Genomic DNA, 21,624 nt, shown 5'->3' with positions numbered 1-21,624 from the left:
AAAATGAAAAAGGTCGCACTTATTACAGGTATTACAGGGCAGGATGGCGCCTATCTGGCGGAATTGCTGCTTGCAAAGGGGTACGAAGTCCATGGCATCAAGCGCCGTGCCTCGTTGTTCAATACGGATCGGATCGATCATTTGTATCAGGATCCGCACGTTGATCATCGGAACTTCATCCTGCACTACGGCGACCTGACCGACTCGACCAACCTGATCCGCATCATCCAGCAGGTGCAGCCGGACGAGTTGTACAACCTCGGCGCGCAGTCCCACGTGGCGGTTTCGTTCGAGAGCCCGGAATACACGGCGAATGGCGATGCACTGGGTGCTCTGAGGCTGCTGGAGGCAATTCGCATCCTGGGGCTTGAAAAGAAGACTCGCTTTTATCAGGCATCGACATCCGAACTCTACGGTCTGGTGCAGGAGATCCCGCAGAAAGAGACCACACCGTTCTATCCACGTTCGCCCTATGCGGTGGCCAAGCTTTATGGCTACTGGATCACGGTCAACTATCGCGAGTCGTACGGTATCTATGCCTGCAATGGCATTCTCTTCAATCACGAGTCACCGCTGCGCGGCGAGACCTTTGTGACGCGCAAGATCACGCGCGCCATTTCCCGAATCGCACTGGGCTTGCAAGACTGCCTGTATCTCGGCAACCTCAATAGTTTGCGTGACTGGGGTCATGCCCGCGACTACGTCGAGATGCAGTGGCTTATGCTCCAGCAGGAGCAACCCGAAGATTTCGTCATCGCGACAGGCGTGCAGTACTCGGTGCGCGATTTCGTCCGCACCGCGGCCGCCGAACTCGGCATTACGGTTCGCTTCGAAGGCGAGGGCGTCGACGAAGTCGGCGTTGTCGAGGCAGTCGCCGAGGATGAGGCCGCAAGCGCCGGGCTGAAGGTCGTGCCTGGGCAGAAGATTGTCTCGGTCGACCCGCGCTACTTCCGCCCCGCCGAGGTGGAAACGCTGCTTGGAGACCCCACCAAGGCGCGCGAAAAACTTGGCTGGACGCCCCGCACCACTTTTGCTGAACTGGTCCGGGAAATGGTCGAGGAAGACTTCAAGCTTGCCAAGCGCGACAGCCTCGTCACAGAGGCCGGGTTCAAGGCATTCAACTATCACGAGTGAGCAGTCAATGATGAATCCGCATGCCAAGATCTACGTGGCTGGCCATCGCGGGCTTGCGGGCTCCGCCATTGTGCGGCGCCTGCAAGCCATCGGGTGCGACAACTTGCTGCTGCGTACCCACACCGAGCTGGATCTGACGAATCAGGCGGCCGTGGATGCCTTCTTCGCTGCGGAACGCCCGGAGTATGTATTTCTCGCGGCGGCCAAGGTGGGTGGCATCCAAGCCAACAATCTTTATCCTGCAGAGTTCATTCGCGACAACCTTGCGATCCAGACCAACGTCATTCACGCTGCTTGGTCAAATGGCGCGAGCAAGCTTCTGTTCCTTGGCTCGTCGTGCATCTATCCGAAATTTGCGCCTCAGCCTATGCCTGAGAGCTGCCTGTTGACCGGCGAGCTTGAGCCCACCAACGAGTGGTACGCCATCGCCAAGATTGCTGGCATCAAGATGTGCCAAGCGTACCGCAAGCAGTATGGCTTCGATGCAATCTCGTTGATGCCGACCAACTTGTACGGGCCTGGCGACAACTTCAATCTGGAGAATTCGCACGTCCTGCCTGCGCTGCTGCGCAAGTTCCACGAAGCGAAGGAGCGTGGGGATGCTGAAGTTGTGATGTGGGGTACGGGCACGCCGCGTCGGGAGTTCATGCATGTGGACGATCTCGGCGACGCAGCTGTCTTCCTGATGCAAAACTACTCAGATGAAGCGTTTGTCAACGTCGGAGTTGGCGAGGACGTCACAATCCGCGAACTCGGGCAACTCGTTGGCGAAGTGGTCGGCTTCCGCGGCAAGATCGTGCAAGACCTGAGCAAGCCCGACGGTACACCGCGCAAATTGATGGACGTCGACCGGCTGAGCGCACTGGGCTGGAAGGCGCGGATCGCGCTGCGCGACGGTGTTGCCGAGACGTATCAGTGGTTCGTCGAGCACTACGCGAAGTAGAGCCTATTCAATACTCGTATGCCTCCGAGTTGTAGTGCCAACCTCCGGAGTCCGGCGAATTGCTAACGGTGAAGTTTTATGAGTACGACAGAAAATGTGACCCTCCTCGCTAATGGACGGGCCGCCAAGGATTATTGGTCTGATTTTTTCAAGCACAGGGAATTGCTATATTTTCTGGCTTGGCGAGACATCCTGGTTCGCTATAAGCAGACCTTGGTAGGGGCCGGCTGGGTTCTCATCCGGCCGCTGCTGACAATGCTGGTGTTCACGGTCGTGTTTGGCCGGATCGCGGGCTTGTCTTCGGGCGGATTGCCGTATTCGCTGGTCGTATTTGCGGGAATGTTGCCGTGGTATTTCTTTTCGAATGCGCTGACCGACTGCAGCAATAGCCTGGTTACTAACTCGCAGTTGCTGTCAAAAGTCTACTTTCCAAGGCTTATCGTGCCATGCAGTACGCTGCTGGTGAGCTTGGTTGACTTCTTCATCTCCGGCATTCTGCTCGTTGGGATGATGCTCTGGTACAACCACTTTCCGGATTGGCGCATCCTGTTCCTGCCGTTTTTTACGGCGCTGGCCGCGATGTTTTCATTTGGTCTCGGGCTTTGGGCAGCCGCGCTCAATGTCCGGTATCGGGATTTCCGGCACCTTATCCCGTTTCTCTTGCAGCTGGGCATCTATGTATCGCCGGTAGGCTATTCGTCCACGTTGATTCCAGAGAAATGGCGGCTGTTGTATTCCCTGAATCCGCTGGTTGGAATTATTGATGGATTCCGTTGGTGCATACTCGGCTCGGATATTCAGATTTTCTGGCCAAGCGTCCTGATTTCTGCGGCAATCGGCCTGGTTCTGTTGATAACTGGGGTTCGATATTTTCGAAAGGCTGAGGCCAGCTTTGCGGATGTGATCTAAATTATGACGTACTCGGTAAAGGTAGAAAATCTATCAAAGAAGTATCTCATTAACCATCTGGCGGGTAATGAGCCGCGCTCCATTCGCGAGGCGATTGGGCGAAAAATGTCCAGGTTCCTGCCTTTCGGACATTCGCACGGCATTGCGGTTGATGACGAGGTGACAAAAACCGTTGAGGAATTCTGGGCGCTGCGGGACGTCTCCTTTGAGATCAAGGAAGGCGAACGGGTGGCGGTCATTGGCGGGAACGGGGCCGGAAAGTCCACGCTTCTCAAGATTCTTAGCCGGATTACGGAGCCCACCAAAGGTCAGGTAGCGATCCGCGGCAAAGTGTCTAGTCTCCTCGAAGTGGGGACGGGATTTCACCCTGAGTTGACCGGACGGGAGAACATCTTTCTGAACGGTGCAATCCTCGGTATGCCAAAGACCGAGACACTGCGAAAGTTCGACCAGATCGTGGATTTCTCCGGCGTGGAGAAGTTTATCGACACACCCGTGAAGTACTACTCCAGCGGTATGTACGTGCGCCTGGCCTTCTCCGTTTCGGCGTGGCTGGATCCGGATGTGCTGATTGTCGATGAAGTGCTGTCGGTCGGCGATCAGGCATTCCAGAAGCGCTGCATGGACCGGATGCGTGAGCTGACCGGTTCTGGTCGCACGGTGCTGTTCGTGAGCCATAGCATGGCTGCGGTCAAGTCGATGTGCGAAAAGGCCCTTTACCTCAAGAATGGGCAGGTTGTGTCGTATACACCTGTGGAGGATGCGGCGACTGCCTATGTGAGAACCATCACCGAGGAATCCGAGAAGCGCGCCTGGCATAAGGAATACTTTGAATTCCCGGATGCAGATGCAGAAACGCAGATTGATTGTGCGGAATATGCGCAGTGTATTGGCGGTGAGCTGCGTGATGAGAATGGAAAGGTCACTGCTCATTTGAACATTGACAAGCCTTTCAGCATTGTCTTGCGCTATAGAATCATCAGGGATGCGCCGTTCAGGGTTGTGCCTAATTTCCATTTTTATGATGAGAGCGGGGGACGCGTCTTTATCTCATTTCCCGAGACGACAGCGCCCAACGAGTGCGGCGAATATCAGGCCATTTGCAAGATTGAACCTTTTCAATTTAATGTGGGGCGTTTCAGTCTCATGCCGGCGCTAAGCAGCTACGAGATGCCGGATCCCCTGCACTTTGCTTTATATAATGCTCTGCGGTTTGAGATCTACGAGCCGGAGAACACTGATCCGCGCCGACATGGTTGGGGCGGTGGGTTGCCTGGTGTGTCGCGGCCGCGACTGCAGTGGGATTATCAGAAGGCTTGAATGCTGGGTGTGCTGTCGTGACGCGGTGACTGATCGGGCGGCGCACGAATTCGTCAGGAGGGGGACTCCAGGAAGTTACTCCTAGCTCCCGATGTCTTGGATGTTCTGGTTTTTCGGGAAGCGATGGGAAATGGGGCTCTTGAGGTTTTTGTTGGCGATTGCGGTTGTCATTGAGCATTCGTCAAGTTTCTTTGGACTTACTCTGACCGGTGGCGTGGTCGCTGTTCAGGGATTCTTCATGATTTCCGGCTTTTATATGGCTATGATATTGGACCGGAAGTATGCGAGGGATATCAGGGGGACTTTTCTCTTTTATAGCAATCGGCTGTTGAGGATATTTCCGATCTATTGGGTCGTTCTCCTGCTGGCAGTCCTGGTGTCGATGGCTGGAGTGATTTGGCCGCAATACTTTCACTCGCTGGGAGTGCTTGAGAAGATCGTATCCGGTTGGTCGAATTTTCATCCGGGAACGTGGCTGTTTGTTGTGGTCAATAATCTATTTATACTAGGCATCGGGACTGGATTTTTTCTGGCAATTCAGCATGGGGTAATGGAGTTCTCGATGCATGCCAGCTCTTATGTGCCGCGCCTTTTTGAGTTTTCATTTGTGCCCCAGGCCTGGTCGCTGGAGCTGGAGTTGTTGGTTTATTGTTTGGCACCGTTTTTGTTTCGACGAGGTATCGTGATTTTGTTTGGGCTCGTGATCGCGACGTTCTCGTTGAGATATCTGGCCTACATCAATGGGCTGGATTCGGATCCGTGGAATTACCGATTTCTGCCTTTTGAATTCGGATTGTTTTTGATCGGTGCTCTCGTTTATCGATTGTATGCGTTCCTTTCTGTGAGGGAGGTAAGTCTTGTCGGATGGTTTCTTCTTGCGGTGATGATTGGGTTGACGTTGGTCTATCCGGTGTTGCCAAAAGGAGCTGGATTTTACAGGCCATTTGAGACTGCGCAAACGATCTATTTGTTGGTGTTGGCGATCTCAATCCCGTTCGTTTTTGTTGCGACCAGGGATTGCAAAATTGATAGATATATCGGGGAGTTGTCGTACCCGATTTATTTGTGTCACTTGATCGTGGTGCCGATGTGTAGCGGCGATTTTGGTTCTTATGGGTTTAAGCCGGTTGTTTTCTCCGCAGCTCTTGCTGCTGGGTTGGCATATTTGGTAGGGCGGCCGCTTGAAAGATTCAGGCAGCGTCGAATTGAGGCTTGAGTCGGCACTCGTTATTAATGCAGGTAATTTTTAAGGGAACTCGACTGGTGATTTTTGGCGCATGGTTTTCGCTAGTGCGGCGCCAGGTTTCGTGTCGATGCCATTGATGAATATGCTGAAACGGATTTGGAGGGGCTTGCAGGAAGAGAAGCCCTTAGCTGAGCCGCTGCTGGAGGCGCCGCAGCTGCCAGCTGACGGACGGCATTCGTTCGCCCAGTCGGGCGAGGATGTGATCGCAGATTTTGTCTTCCGTGCCATCGGGATCGAGCGGCCCACCTATCTGGACATCGGGGCCCATCACCCAACCCGATTGAGCAACACGAACTTCTTTTACGCACAAGGCTGTCGCGGCGTGAATGTGGAGCCAGATCCGGATCTGTTTGCCGAGTTTCCGACACAGCGGCCGGGCGACGTCAACCTCAACGTGGGCATTGGGGAGCAGCAAGCGGCTGCATTGCCCTTCTATGTCATGTCGACTCGCACGCTCAATACCTTCTCGGAAACAGAGGCAAAGCGGTACGAAAGCACGGGCGTCCACCATATCGAGTCGGTCATCGAAGTTCCGGTGATGAGCATCAATGCCGTGATCGATCAGCATTTTTCCGGTGCGTCCCCCGACTTCCTTACCGTGGACGTTGAAGGCCTGGATTTCGAGATCGTCAAGACGCTCGACTTGGCCAGGTACAGGCCTGCTGTTATCTGCGTCGAGACGATCACGTTTAGCGAGACGCGGCAAGAGCAGAAGTTGCCCGAGATTGGCGAGTATTTGGTTGCAAATGACTATTTTGTCTATGCGGATACGTATATCAATACCATTTTCGTCGATCGGGCGAGATGGGCGAGGGTTTGAATGTCGATGAATGATTTGCAGCCTGGGAACCAGGCAACCGGGGCACCGACGGTCAAGCAGAAAGGGCTGCTGCTGTTGCAGCGCGTCTTGACGAAGGCGCTGACGCTCACCATCAATCGGGGCGGACAGCTGCCGGAGCAGGATGTCGCGCCTTTGATGGCGCGCTTGGTCAATGGTCGGTCGGCGCTCGCGACCTCATTGGCGACCCAGCTGGCTGAGAGCCATTCGAATGGCTCGGTTCAAGTCATCAGCAGCCTGTTGGGAGATACACAGAACTTGCCGAGCCCGCCCACGGATATTGACAAGCTGATCAATTTCTCCGCGTATTGGCGGGACGAGTGGGTGGCCAAGATGGCTGCGCAGGTGCCGGCCGGTGCCCGCGTGCTGGATGCGGGAGCCGGTCAATGCCGCTACAAGGGATTGTTCAAGCACACGGAGTATAGGGCGCAGGATTTTGCCCAGTATGAGGGAAGTGGCGAAGGGCCCCTGCAGGAAACATGGAACTACGGCGCCATTGATTATGTTTGCGATATCACCGATATTCCCGTCGAAACAGGGAGCTTTGACGTGGTCTTATGCACGGAAGTGCTTGAGCACGTGCCGGATCCGGTGGCCGCACTCCAGGAATTGGTGCGTGTCACTGCGCCGGGCGGGAAACTGCTGCTGACTGCGCCGCTCGGAAGCGGCGTCCATCAGGAACCCTACCATTTTTATGGAGGCTTCTCCGCCTATTTCTACGAACGCCATCTGGGTAATTTCGGATGCGACGAGATCAAGGCAGCACCTCTGGGCGGGTTGTTGCGTCATGTGGCCCAGGAAATACACCGGGTTGGCCGTGCGCTTGAACAATGCAAGGAAGGCATGACGCCGGAGCGCAGCTATCTGATGATGGACTGGCTGCCCAGGTTGCTCAGCGAAATGGAGGACGACTGTTTCATCGAACAGTTTACGGTTGGGTATCTCGTCGAAGCCCGCAAGCGGGTTCCAGGCGCGCGGGCCGTTGCGGCCTGAGTTTCCAGAAACCGCTTTGGCGGCTGAGCTCGCTGTCAGGCATATCAACATCTTTCTATGTCTATGATCATCGCCAAACTGATTGGCGGCCTGGGCAACCAAATGTTCCAGTACGCAACCGGCCGTGCACTTGCCGAGCGTCAGGGCGTGCCCTTGCTTCTCGATGCCAGCGGTTTCGAGCGCTACGACTTGCGTCGGTATGAACTCGGCGAACTGGCGATCAAAGCCAGGGTTGCCTCGCCGGAAGAACTGTCCGCCGCTGGCGTCGTCGCAAACGAGCCGACATGGGTGGAGCGCGCATTGCGCAAGGCAGGCTTGCGCCGCCCGGCGAATATGCTGCGCGAGGCGTCCTTTACATACGACGCGCGCATTGAGTCGGCCGCTGCGCCGACCTATCTTGACGGATACTGGCAGAGCCAACGCTACTTCGCGCCTATTGCGGACATCTTGCGCGGGGAATTTGCGCTCAAGGCGCCGCTGGATGCCGCCAACGCCGCGTTGGCAGCCGAAATTGCGCGCGCGGCAGGCCATGCTGTATCCCTGCACATCCGGCGGGGCGATTACGTCAAGGATGCGCATACCGCGCAGTACCACGGAGTATGCTCTCTCGACTACTATCGCGCCGCAGTCACGCATGTCGCGCAACGGGTTGGGGCACCGCATTTCTTCGTGTTTTCGGACGACCACGAATGGGTGCAGGCCAACTTCGATATCGGGTACTCGACCACGCTGGTACAGGTCAACGGTGCGGACCGGGGCGTTTGCGACATGGCCCTGATGAAGGCCTGCGCCCATCACATCATTGCCAACAGTTCGTTCAGCTGGTGGGGCGCGTGGCTCAACCCTTCCCAGGACAAGATCGTGGTGGCGCCGCAACGCTGGTTCAGTGGCGCCTCGCATGACACGACGGATCTGATTCCCACTACCTGGGTGCGGCTATGACGAAACCGCTCGTTAGTGTGGTGCTGCCCGTCTACAACGGCGCGGCCGATGTGGGCAAGGCGGTGCAGAGCGTGCTGGCCCAGACCTTCACTGACTACGAACTCATCGTGATCAACGATGGCTCGAAGGACAACTCCGCCGAGATTCTCGAGGGCCTGCGGGATCCCCGCATCCGCCTGATCCATCAGGACAATGCAGGGCTGGCGGCCACGCTGAATCGTGGCATCGCACTCGCACGCGGGCGATATATCGCCCGCCAGGACCAGGATGATCTTTCGCATCCGGAACGCTTTGCGCGGCAGGTCGCGTTCCTGGAGTCGAATCCGGACTATGGGCTGCTCGGTACCGCAGCAGAGATCTGGGTCGGGGACAAGCAGACTGATCGCGCCCACGATCATCCCAGCGCTCACGCGTCGCTGCAGTTCGAGTTGCTTTTCAACAACCCCTTTGTGCACAGCTCGGTCATGATGCGCAAATCGGTTGTGGATGGTATTGGCGGCTACACGACCGATCCGGCCCGCCAGCCACCAGAGGATTACGAGTTGTGGTCGCGGATGGCCAGGGCTGCCCGGGTGGCGAACCTGCCTGAACGTCTGCTGGTGTACCGGGAGGTGCCCGCTAGCATGTCGCGCACTGGCCCGAATCCTTTCGTGGAACGGCTGGTATTGCTTTGCGCGGAGAACATCGCGAGCGTGCTCGGGCAACGCGAGCCGTCGATCGCGGTGCGCGACGCCGCTGCGCTCACGCATTCGGCACATCATCGGCTTTCGCCTCGCCCCAACCTGGAGCAAATGTGCGCCGCGGTGCTTGCCGCAGGGAAGCAGATCGCCGCGACGAATCCGGACTCCGATGTGATGTCGCGTGCGGAGTCGCGCATGCAAAGCCTGCGGCATCAGTATCTGATACACCGGCATAACGCAGAGTGGGCGCGGCCAATCATGCGCACGGTGCGTGGGATGGCACGTCGTGTGCGTAGTTGGGTTCGCTAAGATTTGACTAGCCAGGGATCAAATAACAGCTATGCGCTTACTTTTCTGCTGTGAGTTCTATTTCCCCAGCATCGGTGGGGTTCAGGAAGTGATGCGCCAGCTTGCCGAGCGCATGGTGCAACGCGGCCATGAGGTCACCGTGGCGACGACGCGGCTGGCCGAGCGCGATTTCACCGAACATAACGGCGTGCGGATTGCCGAGTTTGGCGTGAGCGGTAACGCGGTACGCGGGATCGAAGGCGAGGTGGACCGCTATCGCGAATTCGTCGCCGGGTTCGATGGCGATGCCATTCTGATCAAGGCAGCGCAGCAGTGGACGTTCGACGCGCTGTGGCCCGTACTTGACGAAGTCCGGGTGCGCAAGGTTTTTATCCCGTGTGGATTTTCGGGCCTGTACGAGCCAACTTACGAGCAGTACTTTCGCGACCTGCCCGACATCTTGCGGCGTTTCGATCATCTGATCTTTTACGCCGAGCGATATCGGGATATCGATTTCGCTCGCCAGCATGGGCTTGAGCATCGTAGCATTTTGCCCAATGGTGCCAGCGAGACCGAATTTAGCGTATCGACGGATCCCGAATTCCGTCGCCGCCACGGCATCCCGGAGGATAGCTTTGTCTTCCTGACCGTAGGCAGCATGACTGGCGTCAAAGGGCATCGGGAAGTCCTGGAGGCATTTGCAAAGCTCCGCTCCGGTGGGCGCAATGTGACCCTGCTGCTGAACGGAAACCCACCGCCCGCGCCAGTTGTTCTGCGCACCGTGCCTTCCCCCGGCGCAGAAACGGGGCAAGCCGGGCATGCGGTGGAGGCGCCAAGAATGATGGCAGGGCGGTTGCGGGCTGCCGCAACCTATGTGAATGGGCGCATGCGGCGTGTCGCCGGGCTCAGCTGGCGTTTTTGGGGCGTCGTCCAGCGCGAAGGCTATCGTGGCGTGCAGAGCCGCGTGCATGCGATCGCAGCACGCAAGATTCAGGCGGCGGGTCATGCACATTTGTTGCCTCGCCGCATGCGGAAATCGATTGATCCGATCCACTTCTGGGCCGAGCGCGCGGCACGGCAGCCCCATAAGCAAGTGCTTAAAGTGGATCTTGCACGGCCGGAACTGGTGCAGGCATTCAAGAACGCCGACCTGTTCGTCTTCGCATCGAATATCGAGTATTCGCCGCTAGTGCTTTTTGAGACGGCGGCGGCTGGGACGCCTTTTCTCTCAGTGCCGGTGGGCAACGCGGATGAAATTGCCCGTTGGACGGGGGGTGGGGTGATTTGTCAGGCACCCAAGGATGAGCGCGGCTATACGCGCGTGGATCCTGAGGTCCTGGCAGGCGAGATGAAGCGGATGATGGCCGACCGGCAACGGTTGGCGGTGCTCGGCGAGACGGCGCACGCACGCTGGCAAGCGCAGTTCACCTGGGCGCGCATCGCTGAGCGCTACGAGTCAATTTTACAAAACGACATGTCGCCCGAGGCGGTGCAGTCGGGCGGCGAAGCGGACGCGATGCGCGCGTAAGCCGCCATCGCATTGCAATCGTTCCGGGGGCGTGCGCGTACCTGGACATCGGAGTGGGACAGAGATGCTTTGTTGTGTCATTGGGGGTGCCGGCTTTATTGGCACATGGCTGGTCCGGGAGTTGCTTGCATCCGGGCGCGAGGTGATCGTGCTTGGCCGGCGCTCGGAGCCGCCGGCTGGGTTTCCCGCGGCGGCGCACTATGTGGTTGGCGGCCATGGGGATACCACGCTGCGCAGCTTGTTGGCGCAGGTGGACGAGATCGTGGACCTTGCCTATGCAACGGTGCCGCAGACCAGTTATGCCGATCCGGTTTTCGATATCCTGGCCAATTTGCCGCCAACCGTCGGGCTGCTGGAAGAGGCGCGCGACTCGCAGTTGCGCAAGATGGTCATCGTCTCGTCGGGCGGTACGGTCTATGGCCCGGTCGATCGTTTGCCGATTGTCGAGTCCAGCCTTACCAACCCGGCCTCTCCTTACGGCATCACCAAGCTGACGATCGAGAAATATGCGCTGATGTTTCATCGCCTGCATGGTGTGCCCGTCAGTATTGCCCGCCCTGCCAATGCCTATGGCGTTGGGCAGAAGCCGTTTACCGGGCAGGGATTCATTGCGACCGCGATGGGTTCCATTATCAAAGGCAACGATGTCACCGTATTTGGGGAATCCGGCACGGTGCGCGACTACATCCACGTGCAGGACGTGGCGCAAGGCATCGTGGCAGTCCTGGAACAGGGCGGCGTGGGTGAGGTCTACAACGTCGGATCCGGTGTCGGCCGCAGCAATCTTCAGGTCCTGGAGGCGATCGCACCATTGGCAGCGCGCCAGCGCCTGCCGCTGGAGATCAAGTTTCAGGCGGCCCGCCGATTCGACGTGGCGGCAAATGTGCTGGATTGCACCAAGCTGAGCGCGTGCTCGGGTTGGGCGCCGAAAGTGGACTTTGCAGACGGTCTCGAAGCCATGTGGGAATCCATCCTGAGGGAGATGCAATAGGCTTTTCTTCACTGGTCGCAACATAGCCGCGTCTTCCGTTTCATCGATCCTTAGTCAAAAGGAGCTGTGATGCATGGATATGCGAAGCGATTCATCCGGAAAGTGGCCAGACATCTGCCTGAGCGGGCACGCCACGATGACGTACTTGCCTGGCTGGACAAGGCTCAGGAACACATCGGCAGACTGCCGCCGACAACCGTAGCGCGGATCCAAGCGCATGAACTGAATCGCGGCGCCCACGCGGTCACTGTATTCGCGCTCGAGATCGGACGAAAGCTCAATGACCAGCTCAGTGCGCATTTCGACAAGCTGCAAACTGGCACGGATCCCGTGCCGGTCCTTACCGCAGTAGTCAATGACATCGTGCGGTGGAAGACCATCATTCAGTGCAGGGATACGCACACGACCGGTGGCTACTACGACGATGCCGAGCCTTACATGGCCAGCCAGTGGGAAAAAGTGATCGAACCGATCACTCGTGACCTGGATTTTGACCACGTCCTGGAACTGGCTCCGGGGCTTGGCCGTAACACGGAGTTCCTGCGTTGCAGGGCCCGCACCATTCATCTCGTCCACGTCATTAGTACCTGTATCGAGGCGTGCCGGAAGCGCTTTGGCCGGCAGCGCGATGGTTGTTCGTTTTACTACGATGTGACAGACGGTAATAGCTTACCCATGATTGCCGACCAATCAGTTACCCTGATCTACTCGTTCGATGCCATGGTGCATTTCGACAAGCTGGTGGTCCGCGACTATGTAAGAGAGTTCCGCCGCATCCTCAGGCTGGGTGGCTGTGCGTTCATCCATCATTGGAATCTTGGCGCGCTGCATCCCGACAGCGATTGGGCGCCCAATACGGGCAATCGCAGCGATAGGTCTGCACAATTGATGCGAGAGTATGCCGCCGACGCTAAACTTGCTGTCCGTTTTCAGCGGCTCAGCGGAATGGCCGATGGTGGGGTATGGACGACCTCGATTACTTTGCTGTGCTGAAGCGGTCACTTTGAGGGTTGGCGGCCTGCTCGCTTTGTTTTGGCTTTGTTAACAATATTAGGCATGTCCCCATCAGTCTCGATCCTGCTACCGGCCTGGAATGCCGAAAAGACCCTAGGCGTTGCGCTGCGATCGCTGCTGAATCAGACCTTTGCAGATTTTGAACTGCTTCTGCTCGACGATGGTTCTACCGACAATACCGTGGGGGTCGCGCTCGCCCTGGACGACTCGCGAATCCGTGTCGTCCAGGACGGCCGAAGGCTGGGACTCGCCCAGCGCCTGAACCAGGGCATCGAATTGACGCGCGGGCGCTACATTGCCCGGATGGATGCGGACGATGTCTGCTTTCCCGAGCGCCTGGCCAGGCAAGTCGCGTTTCTGAACGCGCATGAGGAGGTGGATCTGGTCGGGTGCCGGGCCGTAGTCTTTCGGAACGACGGCGATATCGTGGGCCTGCTGCCATTTGCTGGCTCCCATGAAGCCCTGTGTGCCAGGCCGTGGCGGGGCATACCGTTGCCGCATCCGGGCTGGATGGGGCGGCGCGACTGGTTTGTCAGGCATCGCTACCTGTTTCCGGAAGTCAGGCGGGCGGAAGACCAGGAACTCCTGCTGCGAAGCTATTCGGAGAGCCAATTCGCCTGCCTGGACGATGTCTTGCTGGGCTATCGGCAGGGTTTCTTCGACCTGCGCAAGACCTTGCTGGCGCGGCGGTCGCTTCTGGCGGCCCAGGTTAAGTGCTTCCTGGCGCGTGGCCAATGGCCTTATGCGTTCGGGGCGATCGGCTTGACCGCAGCGCGCGTGGCCGTCGACCTGTTGGCCGCCCTGCCGCGCGCGGACAAGTTGTATTTCGTCCGCATGTCCGAGACAGCGTCCGCCGAGGTCGTGCGTACCCTGCGTCAAAGCCTGGACCAAGGCTGAAGCTGGTCCCGCGGGAGGAGGGCGCGGCGGCGCAGGTCGCGCTCTTCCTTGCCTGCGGCAAGGCCGACGCGCAATGACAACATGCATGCCAGTTGGGCGCAGAAGTGCCTCCCCATTTGATAAACTCCGCCAGGAACTGCGTCGGGCAATGTTCCGCGTCCGGACGCGAGAAGGTGACGTGTCGTCCGTTTTTGCCTTCCTAAAACTACAAGAGCCCGAAGGGGTCTCCGCACGAACTTTCCTATGTTTGAATTATTCTGGGTTCCCGCGATCTCCGCCATGTTGAGCGCAGGGGCGATTTTGGTATTGCGCCCGCTCGCGACGAAGGGGGGCTTGCTCGATCATCCGGGGGGGCGCAAGCGTCATGAAGACGCGACGCCGCTCGTTGGCGGCGTCGCGATCCTGATCTCGCTGTGGATATCGACAACGATGTTCATTCGCGGCCCGGACCATTACACGCCGCTGTACGTCGGTCTAACGCTGCTTGCGGTCGTTGGCGTCGTTGACGACCTCAAAGGCGTCTCGCCTCTGACCAAGCTGGCGTTTCAGTTCTGCGCCGCCATCCTGATGACCTCCTGGGGCGGGATCTTCCTGCATTCCCTCGGCGACCTGCTGAGCAAGCGCGACGTGATTCTCTTCAATTGGGGAATCCCGCTCACGTTGCTGGCGGTGTTGTCCGTCGTGAACGCGATGAACATGACCGATGGCATGGATGGCCTCGCTGGCGGGCTTTCGCTGATCGTGTTTGGCTGGTTTGCCTGGCTGGCGCGGGATATCGGGAATCTCACGGGATTCCGGATCTGCCTGATGCTGTGTGGGGCAATTATCGGTTTCCTGGTGTTCAATATGCCGAGTCCGCTGCGCAGGCGGCTGGTGTTCCTGGGCGACGCGGGGAGCTTGTTGCTCGGGTACGCCATCAGTTGGTTTGCCGTCGAACTATCCCAGGTCGAATACAATCCCGGTCGCAACGTCCCGCCCGTGGTCATGCTTTGGGTGGTAGGCCTGATCCTGGTCGATCTGCTGGCGGTCGTGCTCCGGCGGGCGATCCAGGGGAAAAACCCGCTTTCAGCTGACCGTACCCATCTGCACCACGTGTTGTTGCGCCTGGGTTTGAGCAGCAACCAGGCGGTCTGGGCGTTGCTTATCGGCAATTTCCTGTTTGGCCTGGTGGGCGTGGTTGCATGGAAACTGGGTGTGCCGGAATCCATCCTCTTCGTCGCTTTCCTGTGCTTCACCGGACTTCACCTGCTGGTCATGCGTCGCGCCTGGGTGTTCATCCGCTGGGCACGGCGGCTGCGTGTCAGGTAGCTGGCCGGCGCTGTCGACAAGCGACCTATGCCTTGCTGCGGCTGCCCGGTTGGCTCGGCGGCACGCTGAGCAGCGTTTCCCATTGTGCTGCTATCTGGCCTAGCGCATAGTCGGCAGCCGTTGCGCGGCCGGCCACAACAAGGGAATGCTGGAGTTGCGGGTCACCTATCACACGTATCAACGCCTGGGCCAGGGCTTGCGGGGTGTCCGGCGGTACCATCACCGCCTGGACGCCATCTTCTAATAGGGCCTTTGGCCCCGTCTCGCATGCCGTGGAGACAACGGGCAAGCCGAATGCCATGGCCTCCAGCAATACCAGCCCGAATCCTTCGTACCTGGAACTGAGGCAGAAGATGCTGGCATCCCGGTAGGCTGCGTCGATATCGGCGCGCGCGCCGGGCAAGCTGACGCTCTGCTCCAGACCCAGTTCCACGCGTAGTTTCTCAAGCGCGCCGCGCTCTTCGCCCTCTCCCACGATCTGCAATTTCCACTCGGGGCGGACATGCCGGACCTCGCTCCAGGCGCGCAGCAGTACGTCAAAGCCCTTGGCTTGCGAGAGACGCCCGACCGCGAGCACGGTCGGCTGCAACCGTGGCGCAGGAGATCCTGGCAAATCGAAAGGCAGCGGGTTCGGAATGGCAACGATGTTGTGCGGATGCGAGAGCGCGGATTGCCAGCGCGCCTTGTCCCGCTCCGTCAGCACGACCACGCGGGAATTGAAGCGTGCGGCCAGTCTCCTGGCAAGGCGGCGTGCCGGCTTGCCGAGGTCCTGATCGAAGTTGCAGTGTTCCCAGGACACGCGGCGCGTGGGCAGGCCGAAGGTGGCCGGCAGGGTAAACAGCGTCAGCATCGTGTCGACATCGATGAGCACGTCAACATGATGGCGAACAATATACCGCCGGATCCCGCGTACCGTTTGCAGGTACGCGCGCTTGAATGATGGCCGCTGGTCATACAGGGCATCGTGCGTAATCGCCGGATGGAGCGCGAAGCAGGAGCCTCGATCCCACAGGCTGAGGATATGGACGCGGTATCCGCGCGCGGCAAGTTCGCTGGCGATCGTCGCGGTGACACGTTCGGCCCCCGCGAAGGCATTGAGCGTTCCCGTCAGGAAGCAGATGGCCGGGCGTGACGTCATGGCCTGGCCTCGCCCGAGCGCGCGACGCGCAGCCACATGAAGGCGCCGCAGGCGGCCGCCAGCGCGTTGGCCACGGCATACCCCAGGATGGCGCCCCGGGCACCGAAGCGCGGAATGGCCAGGAGGTCGACCGCGACGGTAACGGCAAGGACCAACGCCCATTTGACGGCGATCCACTTTGGCTTGCGCAAATAGACTGCCAGCACGGAGAGTCCAACGTCGGTGAAGACCAGCGAGGAGGCCAGCGCGCTAAGGCGCAGCAAGCCGGTGGCCGAGGCGAATGCGGAGCCGTAGAGCAGATGAATGATCCAGGGCGCCATGAACGCGATGACAATGGCGCCCGCCATCCCAAGCGCGGTCATGGCCGCCGTGAGCTTCAGGACATTGAGGCGCATTTTGCGCGCATCGCTTTGCGAATAGACATAGAGCGGTGCGATGCCGGCAACAAGAATGGTCGCGATGGCGACATAGTTGTCCAGGATCTGCATGGAAGCGGCATAGGCGCCCAACTCTCCCAGCGGTACGATGGGCTTGAGTATCAGTTGGTCGATCCGACGCGCGCCAACCATCATCATGAAGCTGATCCAGAACAGGGTGCCCTCATTGAACAGGTGGCGCATCAGATCCGGATCGTGCACGACCGGTCCGGTCGATGTTTGCAAGCGGTAATAGAGGACCAGGCACAGGACGACGGCGACCGGCTCGAGCGCGAAGGCCGCTGCATACGGCGGTGCTGTGTGCGCGCCGCTCGCCAGCAGCATTGCGACGGTGCCTGCCTTGATGGCCAGTGCCACCAGATTGAAAAGCGTGCCGGGGCGGTTGCGGGCGTGCGCCTGCATCCACGCTGTCACCACCCCAAACGGCTCGCGCAGCAAGATGGCGATACCGAGTATCAGCGCCGCCAGCCATGATTCACGCGGCTGGCCGCTGGCGAGCAGGAAGCCGCAGATCAGCAGGTAGCCCGCGCAGGCCGCGGTAAAGCGCAACCTGAACACATGGACGAGCAGACGGTGCTGAAGCACAGGGTCGGGGGAGCCGACAAGGCGCGGGACCACGACCTCACTGCCGCAGATCAGGGCGACGGAAGCCCCGATGTAGACCAATGACTGCGCATACTGGAAGTGGGCGAAGCCCTCCGCCTCCAGTGCTCTTGCCAGCATGGCCACGATGCAGATACCGGCGATGACTTGCAGGCCACGGTCGAGCAATAGCCAGACAAGATTGCCTGCTATGCGCCGCCGCATGGATCGGAGTGGACCTGGTTCGCGGAGGCAGCACTGCACAGTTGCTGATATAGCGCCAGCCATCTCTCGGCGGCCGCCGAGAGGCTGTACCCGGACGCGATGCGCTGACGCCGGGCTGATTCGTCCTCGCGCGTCCCGGGGCTGGCGGACAGGGCGCCTTGCATGGCGCGCGCCAGGGCGTCGACGTCGTCAATGGGAACGATGCTGCCGGCATCACCAAGCAATTCCGCAACGCCGGGCGCGGCGGTGGCAACCACCGGGCGCCCGCACGCTAGTGCCTCGCCTACTACCAAGGGCATGCCCTCCACGCGGGAGGACAGCACGAACAAGTCGGCTGCGTTCAATAGCGCCGGGATGTCATTGCGGGTGCCTAGCAACCTGACCGACTGCGCAAGCTTCAGTTTGGCGATCTGGGCCTCGAGCGCCGGGCGTTCGGGGCCGTCGCCCGCGATCAGCAGTGTTGTCGACCGGCTCCGCTCCATCCGATAGTAAGCGTCGATCAGCACGGATTGCGCCTTCTCCGCAACCAGGCGGCCGATATTCAATACCAGGCGAGTGCCCGCATCAACACCGAGCTGGGCGCGTGCCAGTTCCCGCAGGTTCGGGTTCGGCTGAAACTGTTCTGTGTCGATGCCGTTGTGCACCACCACGATGCGATCGGCCCGGACCGCGCCGGTCTCGATCATGTGGGCCCGGCTGCCTTCGCTCACGTGCGTGGTCAGGGTGCACCAGCGATCGGTCAGCCGATAGGCAAGCATGCGTTGCGACCCTCCCTCGGAAAAACTGTGGGCTGCGCAGATGAGCGGTGGCGTAGGAGCAATCCTGGTCAGCAATCGCGCAAAGAGATTGGCGTGGAACATATGCGCGTGAATGATGTCTGGCTGCCAGCGCTGCAGGAATCGTCGCGTGGTCAGAAGCGCCTGCGCCATGGACAGCGGGGTCTTGCGCATGTCGAGCATGAGGCGCTCGACCGCATCCGAGATTGGCACTTCGCAATCCGGCGTCAGGCTGACCAGCGCCACCTGATGGCCCCGCGCGATAAACTCACGCGCGAGCGCCGCGACCTGTTGTTCCGCGCCGCCCATGCGCAAACCGGTCGTTACCAGCAAGATGCGCGAGGGCGCGCGAAGCCGAAAATCCGACATTAGCGGGCACCGTATCCCGTCATCAAAGTCCGCAAGGTCTTGACCGCAATCAGGAAGTCGAGCGCAAACGAGCAGTGCTTGACGTAGTACAGATCGTAGCTGAGTTTGGTGACGGTCTCTTCATGCGATCCCGCATAGCCCTGCTGAACCTGGGCCCAGCCAGAGAGTCCCGGCCGTACGAGATGGCGATAGGGATAGTAGGCAATGCTCTGCGCGAACTGCTCGACCATCGGCACTTGCTCCGGACGGGGGCCGATCAGGCTCATGTCCCCGGTAAGCACATTCCAAAGTTGCGGGATTTCATCAAAGCGGTATTTGCGGATGATGCGGCCCACGCGGGTGACGCGCGGGTCCTGTTTCGCCGCGAAGCGGGCGGGAGCGTCGTCTTCGCAGGTCATGCTGCGGAACTTGAGCATGACGAACTGCTTGCCGAACACGCCTACGCGGGGCTGGCGAAACAATGCCGGGCCAGGAGACTCAACACGCACTGCGACGGCCACGAGCAGCCCGAGCGGCAGTGCGAACGGCGCCAGGCACAGGGCGCCGGCAATATCGATCAGCCGCTTGATGAACCCGTAGAGGTAGTGCTCCGCATAGTCATCGAGGAAGTTTTCGTCGATATGCGCCAGGCCCACGCGTGCGGTCAGCATCTCGCCGACCCTCTCAACCGAGTACATGCGCACGTGGCTGAGCTTGAGCTGCGCCAGTGCCCGGGTGCGCTCGGGGTCCGCAGTGGCGCTGCGATCGAGCATCAGGCCATCGCAGCGGATGGCTTCCTGCAGTGAGCTGATGTGTTCGAACCGTGTTTGGCTGGCAGGCGCCGCGCCCGGCATGCTGAGAATCTCTTCGAGTTGCTTGAGTGCACCGGGATCGGTATAGCCGAACATGGGAATATAGTTGCCAACGAAGCGGCGATATCCGAACCAGATCCAGCCGAGCGTCGTGATGTAGCCAATCAGAAGTGCACCACGCGAATACTCGATATGGAAGGCCGCGAAGATCAGCAATAGTGCCCCGTAGGGCAGCGTGGCGGCGAGGCCGACCAGGCTGTTGCCCTCCATCGACGGCAAATGCAGTGACCGGTGGAGCAGCACAAAGGCTACTAGATAAGGCAGGGCAGACCACAACAGCGTGCGCGTGAACAAGCTGGTGACAAAGCCGGCTCGGTGGGCGGTTTCGGCCAATGCTGCATTTAGGGCGAACAGGAGCAGGCCGAGCAGGGCCCAGGCCAGCATCCGGCTTGCTCGCCGCGTCGTTTCTGAGCCCTGCGCGCGCAGGCCGAGAGGGGGGGGGGCGCTATCGATTTTCGTCATCGTGATCGGTGGACTAGCCTGCGTGCAGGGCATTACCTGCAATAACCGGCCTTCCCGAAAATCCGACGCTCGGGACGGTCCCATCCCTCAATGGGACCGTGCCCTGAGGGATGGGACAAGCGCGAACGAAAGGCATTAGCAGAGGCACGAGGCCTGAAAGTATTTTTTTGAGCACTTTTTCGGGACGCGCCAAGGGCGCCGGATGGCGGAAGGCGATGGTTGATATGCGGAATTTCCCGCACAACCTAGTGATTATAAACTGCCGGACTCGGCGCAATCCGGCAAAATATTGGCTTTGGCAAGGCCGTTCGCAACGCTCCCGGCAACGTTCCTCACTTTTACCGCCTACACACAGGATGACCCATGCAAGCAGATCCTTCCATTTTCAAGGCCTACGATATCCGTGGCATCGTCGACAAGACCCTGACGCGTGACGTGGCGCGTGCGATTGGCCTGTCCTTCGGTACGGCCGCCGCAGAGCAAGGCGAGCGCGCCGTGGTGGTCGGGCGCGACGGGCGCCTGTCGGGCCCGGACCTGCTGGGCGGACTGGTCGAGGGCCTGCGCGCCGCGGGCATGGACGTGATCGACCTCGGCATGGTGGCCACGCCCATGGTGTACTTCGGCACCAATGTCGAGCTGGCGGGGCGCCGCGCCACTTCCGGCATCATGGTGACCGGCAGCCACAATCCGCCCGACTACAACGGCTTCAAGATGGTGCTGGCCGGCAAGGCGATCTACGGCGAGCAGATCCAGTCGCTGCGCCAGCGCATCGACGCCGGCAAGTTCGCCAGCGGCGCGGGTGGCTACCAGCAGGTCGACATCCGCCAGCAGTACCTGGACCGCATCGTTGGCGACATCAAGCTGGCGCGCCCGATGAAGATCGCGCTGGATGCTGGCAATGGCGTGGCGGGTGCCTTCGTGGGCGACCTGTTCCGCGCGCTGGGCTGCGAGGTGACGGAGCTGTTTTGCGAGGTGGATGGCAATTTCCCCAACCACCATCCCGATCCGGCTCATGTGGAGAACCTGCAGGACCTGATGCAGTGCCTGCGCGACACGGATTGCGAGCTCGGCCTGGCCTTTGACGGCGACGGCGATCGCCTGGGCGTGGTGACCAAGGACGGCCAGGTGATCTTCCCCGATCGCCAGCTGATGCTGTTCGCCGAGGAGATCCTGTCGCGCAATCCCGGCCAGCAGATCATCTATGACGTGAAGTGCACCGGCAAGCTGGCCCCCTGGATCCGCGAGCACGGCGGCGAGCCGCTGATGTGGAAGACGGGCCATTCGCTGGTCAAGGCCAAGCTCAAGGAGACTGGCGCGCCCCTGGCCGGCGAGATGAGCGGCCACGTGTTCTTCAAGGATCGCTGGTACGGCTTCGACGACGGCCTGTACACCGGCGCGCGCCTGCTGGAGATCCTGTCCAAGCATGCCGACCCGAGCGCGGTGCTCAATGCCTTGCCTAACTCCAACTGCACGCCCGAACTGCAGCTCAAATGCGCGGAAGGCGAAGCCTTCACGCTGCTCGACAAGATCCGCGCCAATGCGAAGTTCGACGGCGCGCGTGAAGTCATCACCATCGATGGCGTGCGCGTGGAGTACCCCGACGGCTTTGGCCTGGCGCGTCCGTCCAACACCACGCCCGTGGTGGTGATGCGTTTCGAGGCCGACAACGATGCCGCGCTGGCGCGTATCCAGGCCGAATTCAAACGTGTGATCCTGGCGGAAAAGCCGGACGCGCAACTCCCGTTCTGAGCGG

The 21,624-nt window shown here is 59.8% G+C and carries 19 protein-coding genes; 15 read left to right on the top strand and 4 right to left on the bottom strand.

The annotated features are described in order from the left end of the window. Nucleotides 1–3 precede the first annotated feature (3 nt). The 14 genes from gmd (at nt 4) to AC1Q7Q_RS20835 (ending at nt 15,031) form a co-directional block, all read left to right on the top strand. Nucleotides 4–1,134, top strand: coding sequence for a GDP-mannose 4,6-dehydratase (gene gmd / locus AC1Q7Q_RS20900; RefSeq protein ID WP_492373319.1), 1,131 nt, complete (start codon nt 4–6; stop codon nt 1,132–1,134). A 10-nt stretch (nt 1,135–1,144) separates the two neighbouring features. Continuing rightward, nucleotides 1,145–2,077, top strand: coding sequence for a GDP-L-fucose synthase (gene fcl / locus AC1Q7Q_RS20895; protein ID WP_492373320.1), 933 nt, complete (start codon nt 1,145–1,147; stop codon nt 2,075–2,077). Nucleotides 2,078–2,155: 78 nt separating this feature from the next. After that, the gene (locus tag AC1Q7Q_RS20890; RefSeq protein WP_492373270.1) at nt 2,156–2,986 is read left to right on the top strand and encodes an ABC transporter permease; all 831 of its coding nucleotides are present in this window, start codon (nt 2,156–2,158) and stop codon (nt 2,984–2,986) included. A 3-nt stretch (nt 2,987–2,989) separates the two neighbouring features. Beyond that, complete coding sequence (locus tag AC1Q7Q_RS20885; protein WP_492373271.1) at nt 2,990–4,306, top strand: ABC transporter ATP-binding protein; 1,317 nt, start codon at nt 2,990–2,992, stop codon at nt 4,304–4,306. Nucleotides 4,307–4,406: 100 nt separating this feature from the next. Next, nucleotides 4,407–5,522, top strand: a complete 1,116-nt coding sequence (locus AC1Q7Q_RS20880; RefSeq protein WP_492373272.1) for an acyltransferase family protein — start codon at nt 4,407–4,409, stop codon at nt 5,520–5,522. Between the two features lie 106 nt (nt 5,523–5,628). Next, complete coding sequence (locus tag AC1Q7Q_RS20875) at nt 5,629–6,372, top strand: FkbM family methyltransferase (protein ID WP_492373273.1); 744 nt, start codon at nt 5,629–5,631, stop codon at nt 6,370–6,372. After that, nucleotides 6,373–7,383, top strand: coding sequence for a class I SAM-dependent methyltransferase (locus AC1Q7Q_RS20870; RefSeq protein WP_492373274.1), 1,011 nt, complete (start codon nt 6,373–6,375; stop codon nt 7,381–7,383). A gap of 57 nt (nt 7,384–7,440) precedes the next feature. After that, on the top strand, nt 7,441–8,325 hold the full coding sequence (locus tag AC1Q7Q_RS20865) for an alpha-1,2-fucosyltransferase (protein ID WP_492373275.1): 885 nt from the start codon (nt 7,441–7,443) through the stop codon (nt 8,323–8,325). Beyond that, a complete protein-coding gene (locus AC1Q7Q_RS20860; RefSeq protein ID WP_492373276.1) occupies nt 8,322–9,314 on the top strand; it encodes a glycosyltransferase family 2 protein in 993 nt (330 codons plus the stop codon). Before AC1Q7Q_RS20865 ends, AC1Q7Q_RS20860 begins: the two co-directional genes overlap by 4 nt. 31 nt (nt 9,315–9,345) lie before the next feature. Beyond that, nucleotides 9,346–10,821: a glycosyltransferase family 4 protein gene (locus tag AC1Q7Q_RS20855; RefSeq protein WP_492373277.1), complete on the top strand. Its 1,476-nt coding sequence runs from the start codon at nt 9,346–9,348 to the stop codon at nt 10,819–10,821. A gap of 64 nt (nt 10,822–10,885) precedes the next feature. Further along, complete coding sequence (locus AC1Q7Q_RS20850) at nt 10,886–11,812, top strand: NAD-dependent epimerase/dehydratase family protein (protein WP_492373321.1); 927 nt, start codon at nt 10,886–10,888, stop codon at nt 11,810–11,812. 69 nt (nt 11,813–11,881) lie between these two features. After that, nucleotides 11,882–12,805, top strand: coding sequence for a class I SAM-dependent methyltransferase (locus AC1Q7Q_RS20845; RefSeq protein WP_492373278.1), 924 nt, complete (start codon nt 11,882–11,884; stop codon nt 12,803–12,805). A 63-nt stretch (nt 12,806–12,868) separates the two neighbouring features. Beyond that, nucleotides 12,869–13,723: a glycosyltransferase family 2 protein gene (locus AC1Q7Q_RS20840; RefSeq protein WP_492373279.1), complete on the top strand. Its 855-nt coding sequence runs from the start codon at nt 12,869–12,871 to the stop codon at nt 13,721–13,723. Nucleotides 13,724–13,966: 243 nt separating this feature from the next. Then, nucleotides 13,967–15,031, top strand: coding sequence for an MraY family glycosyltransferase (locus AC1Q7Q_RS20835; RefSeq protein ID WP_492387207.1), 1,065 nt, complete (start codon nt 13,967–13,969; stop codon nt 15,029–15,031). A 25-nt stretch (nt 15,032–15,056) separates the two neighbouring features. Here the strand turns inward: AC1Q7Q_RS20835 and AC1Q7Q_RS20830 are convergent, their stop codons facing one another. Genes AC1Q7Q_RS20830 through AC1Q7Q_RS20815 form a run of 4 tightly spaced genes read right to left on the bottom strand, consistent with a single transcriptional unit; the run spans nt 15,057 to nt 19,871 of the window. Then, nucleotides 15,057–16,169 carry a glycosyltransferase family 4 protein gene (locus AC1Q7Q_RS20830; protein WP_492373281.1) on the bottom strand — a complete coding sequence of 371 codons (1,113 nt, stop codon included), beginning with the start codon at nt 16,167–16,169 and terminating at the stop codon, nt 15,057–15,059. Beyond that, a complete protein-coding gene (locus AC1Q7Q_RS20825) occupies nt 16,166–17,377 on the bottom strand; it encodes a lipopolysaccharide biosynthesis protein (protein WP_492373282.1) in 1,212 nt (403 codons plus the stop codon). The genes AC1Q7Q_RS20830 and AC1Q7Q_RS20825 overlap by 4 nt, the downstream gene beginning before the upstream one ends. Nucleotides 17,378–17,397: 20 nt before the next feature. Continuing rightward, entirely contained in the window at nt 17,398–18,498 is a 1,101-nt protein-coding gene (locus tag AC1Q7Q_RS20820; protein WP_492373283.1) for a glycosyltransferase, read from the bottom strand. Between the two features lie 59 nt (nt 18,499–18,557). Beyond that, a complete protein-coding gene (locus tag AC1Q7Q_RS20815; protein WP_492373322.1) occupies nt 18,558–19,871 on the bottom strand; it encodes a sugar transferase in 1,314 nt (437 codons plus the stop codon). Between the two features lie 363 nt (nt 19,872–20,234). Here AC1Q7Q_RS20815 and AC1Q7Q_RS20810 point away from each other — a divergent pair, with 363 nt between their 5' ends. Further along, nucleotides 20,235–21,620: a phosphomannomutase/phosphoglucomutase gene (locus AC1Q7Q_RS20810; protein WP_492373284.1), complete on the top strand. Its 1,386-nt coding sequence runs from the start codon at nt 20,235–20,237 to the stop codon at nt 21,618–21,620. Nucleotides 21,621–21,624: the final 4 nt, after the last annotated feature.

It is taken from the genome of Cupriavidus sp. GW823-FHT07A04, from assembly GCF_058794615.1.
This window is presented reverse-complemented; position numbering and strand designations above follow the sequence as displayed.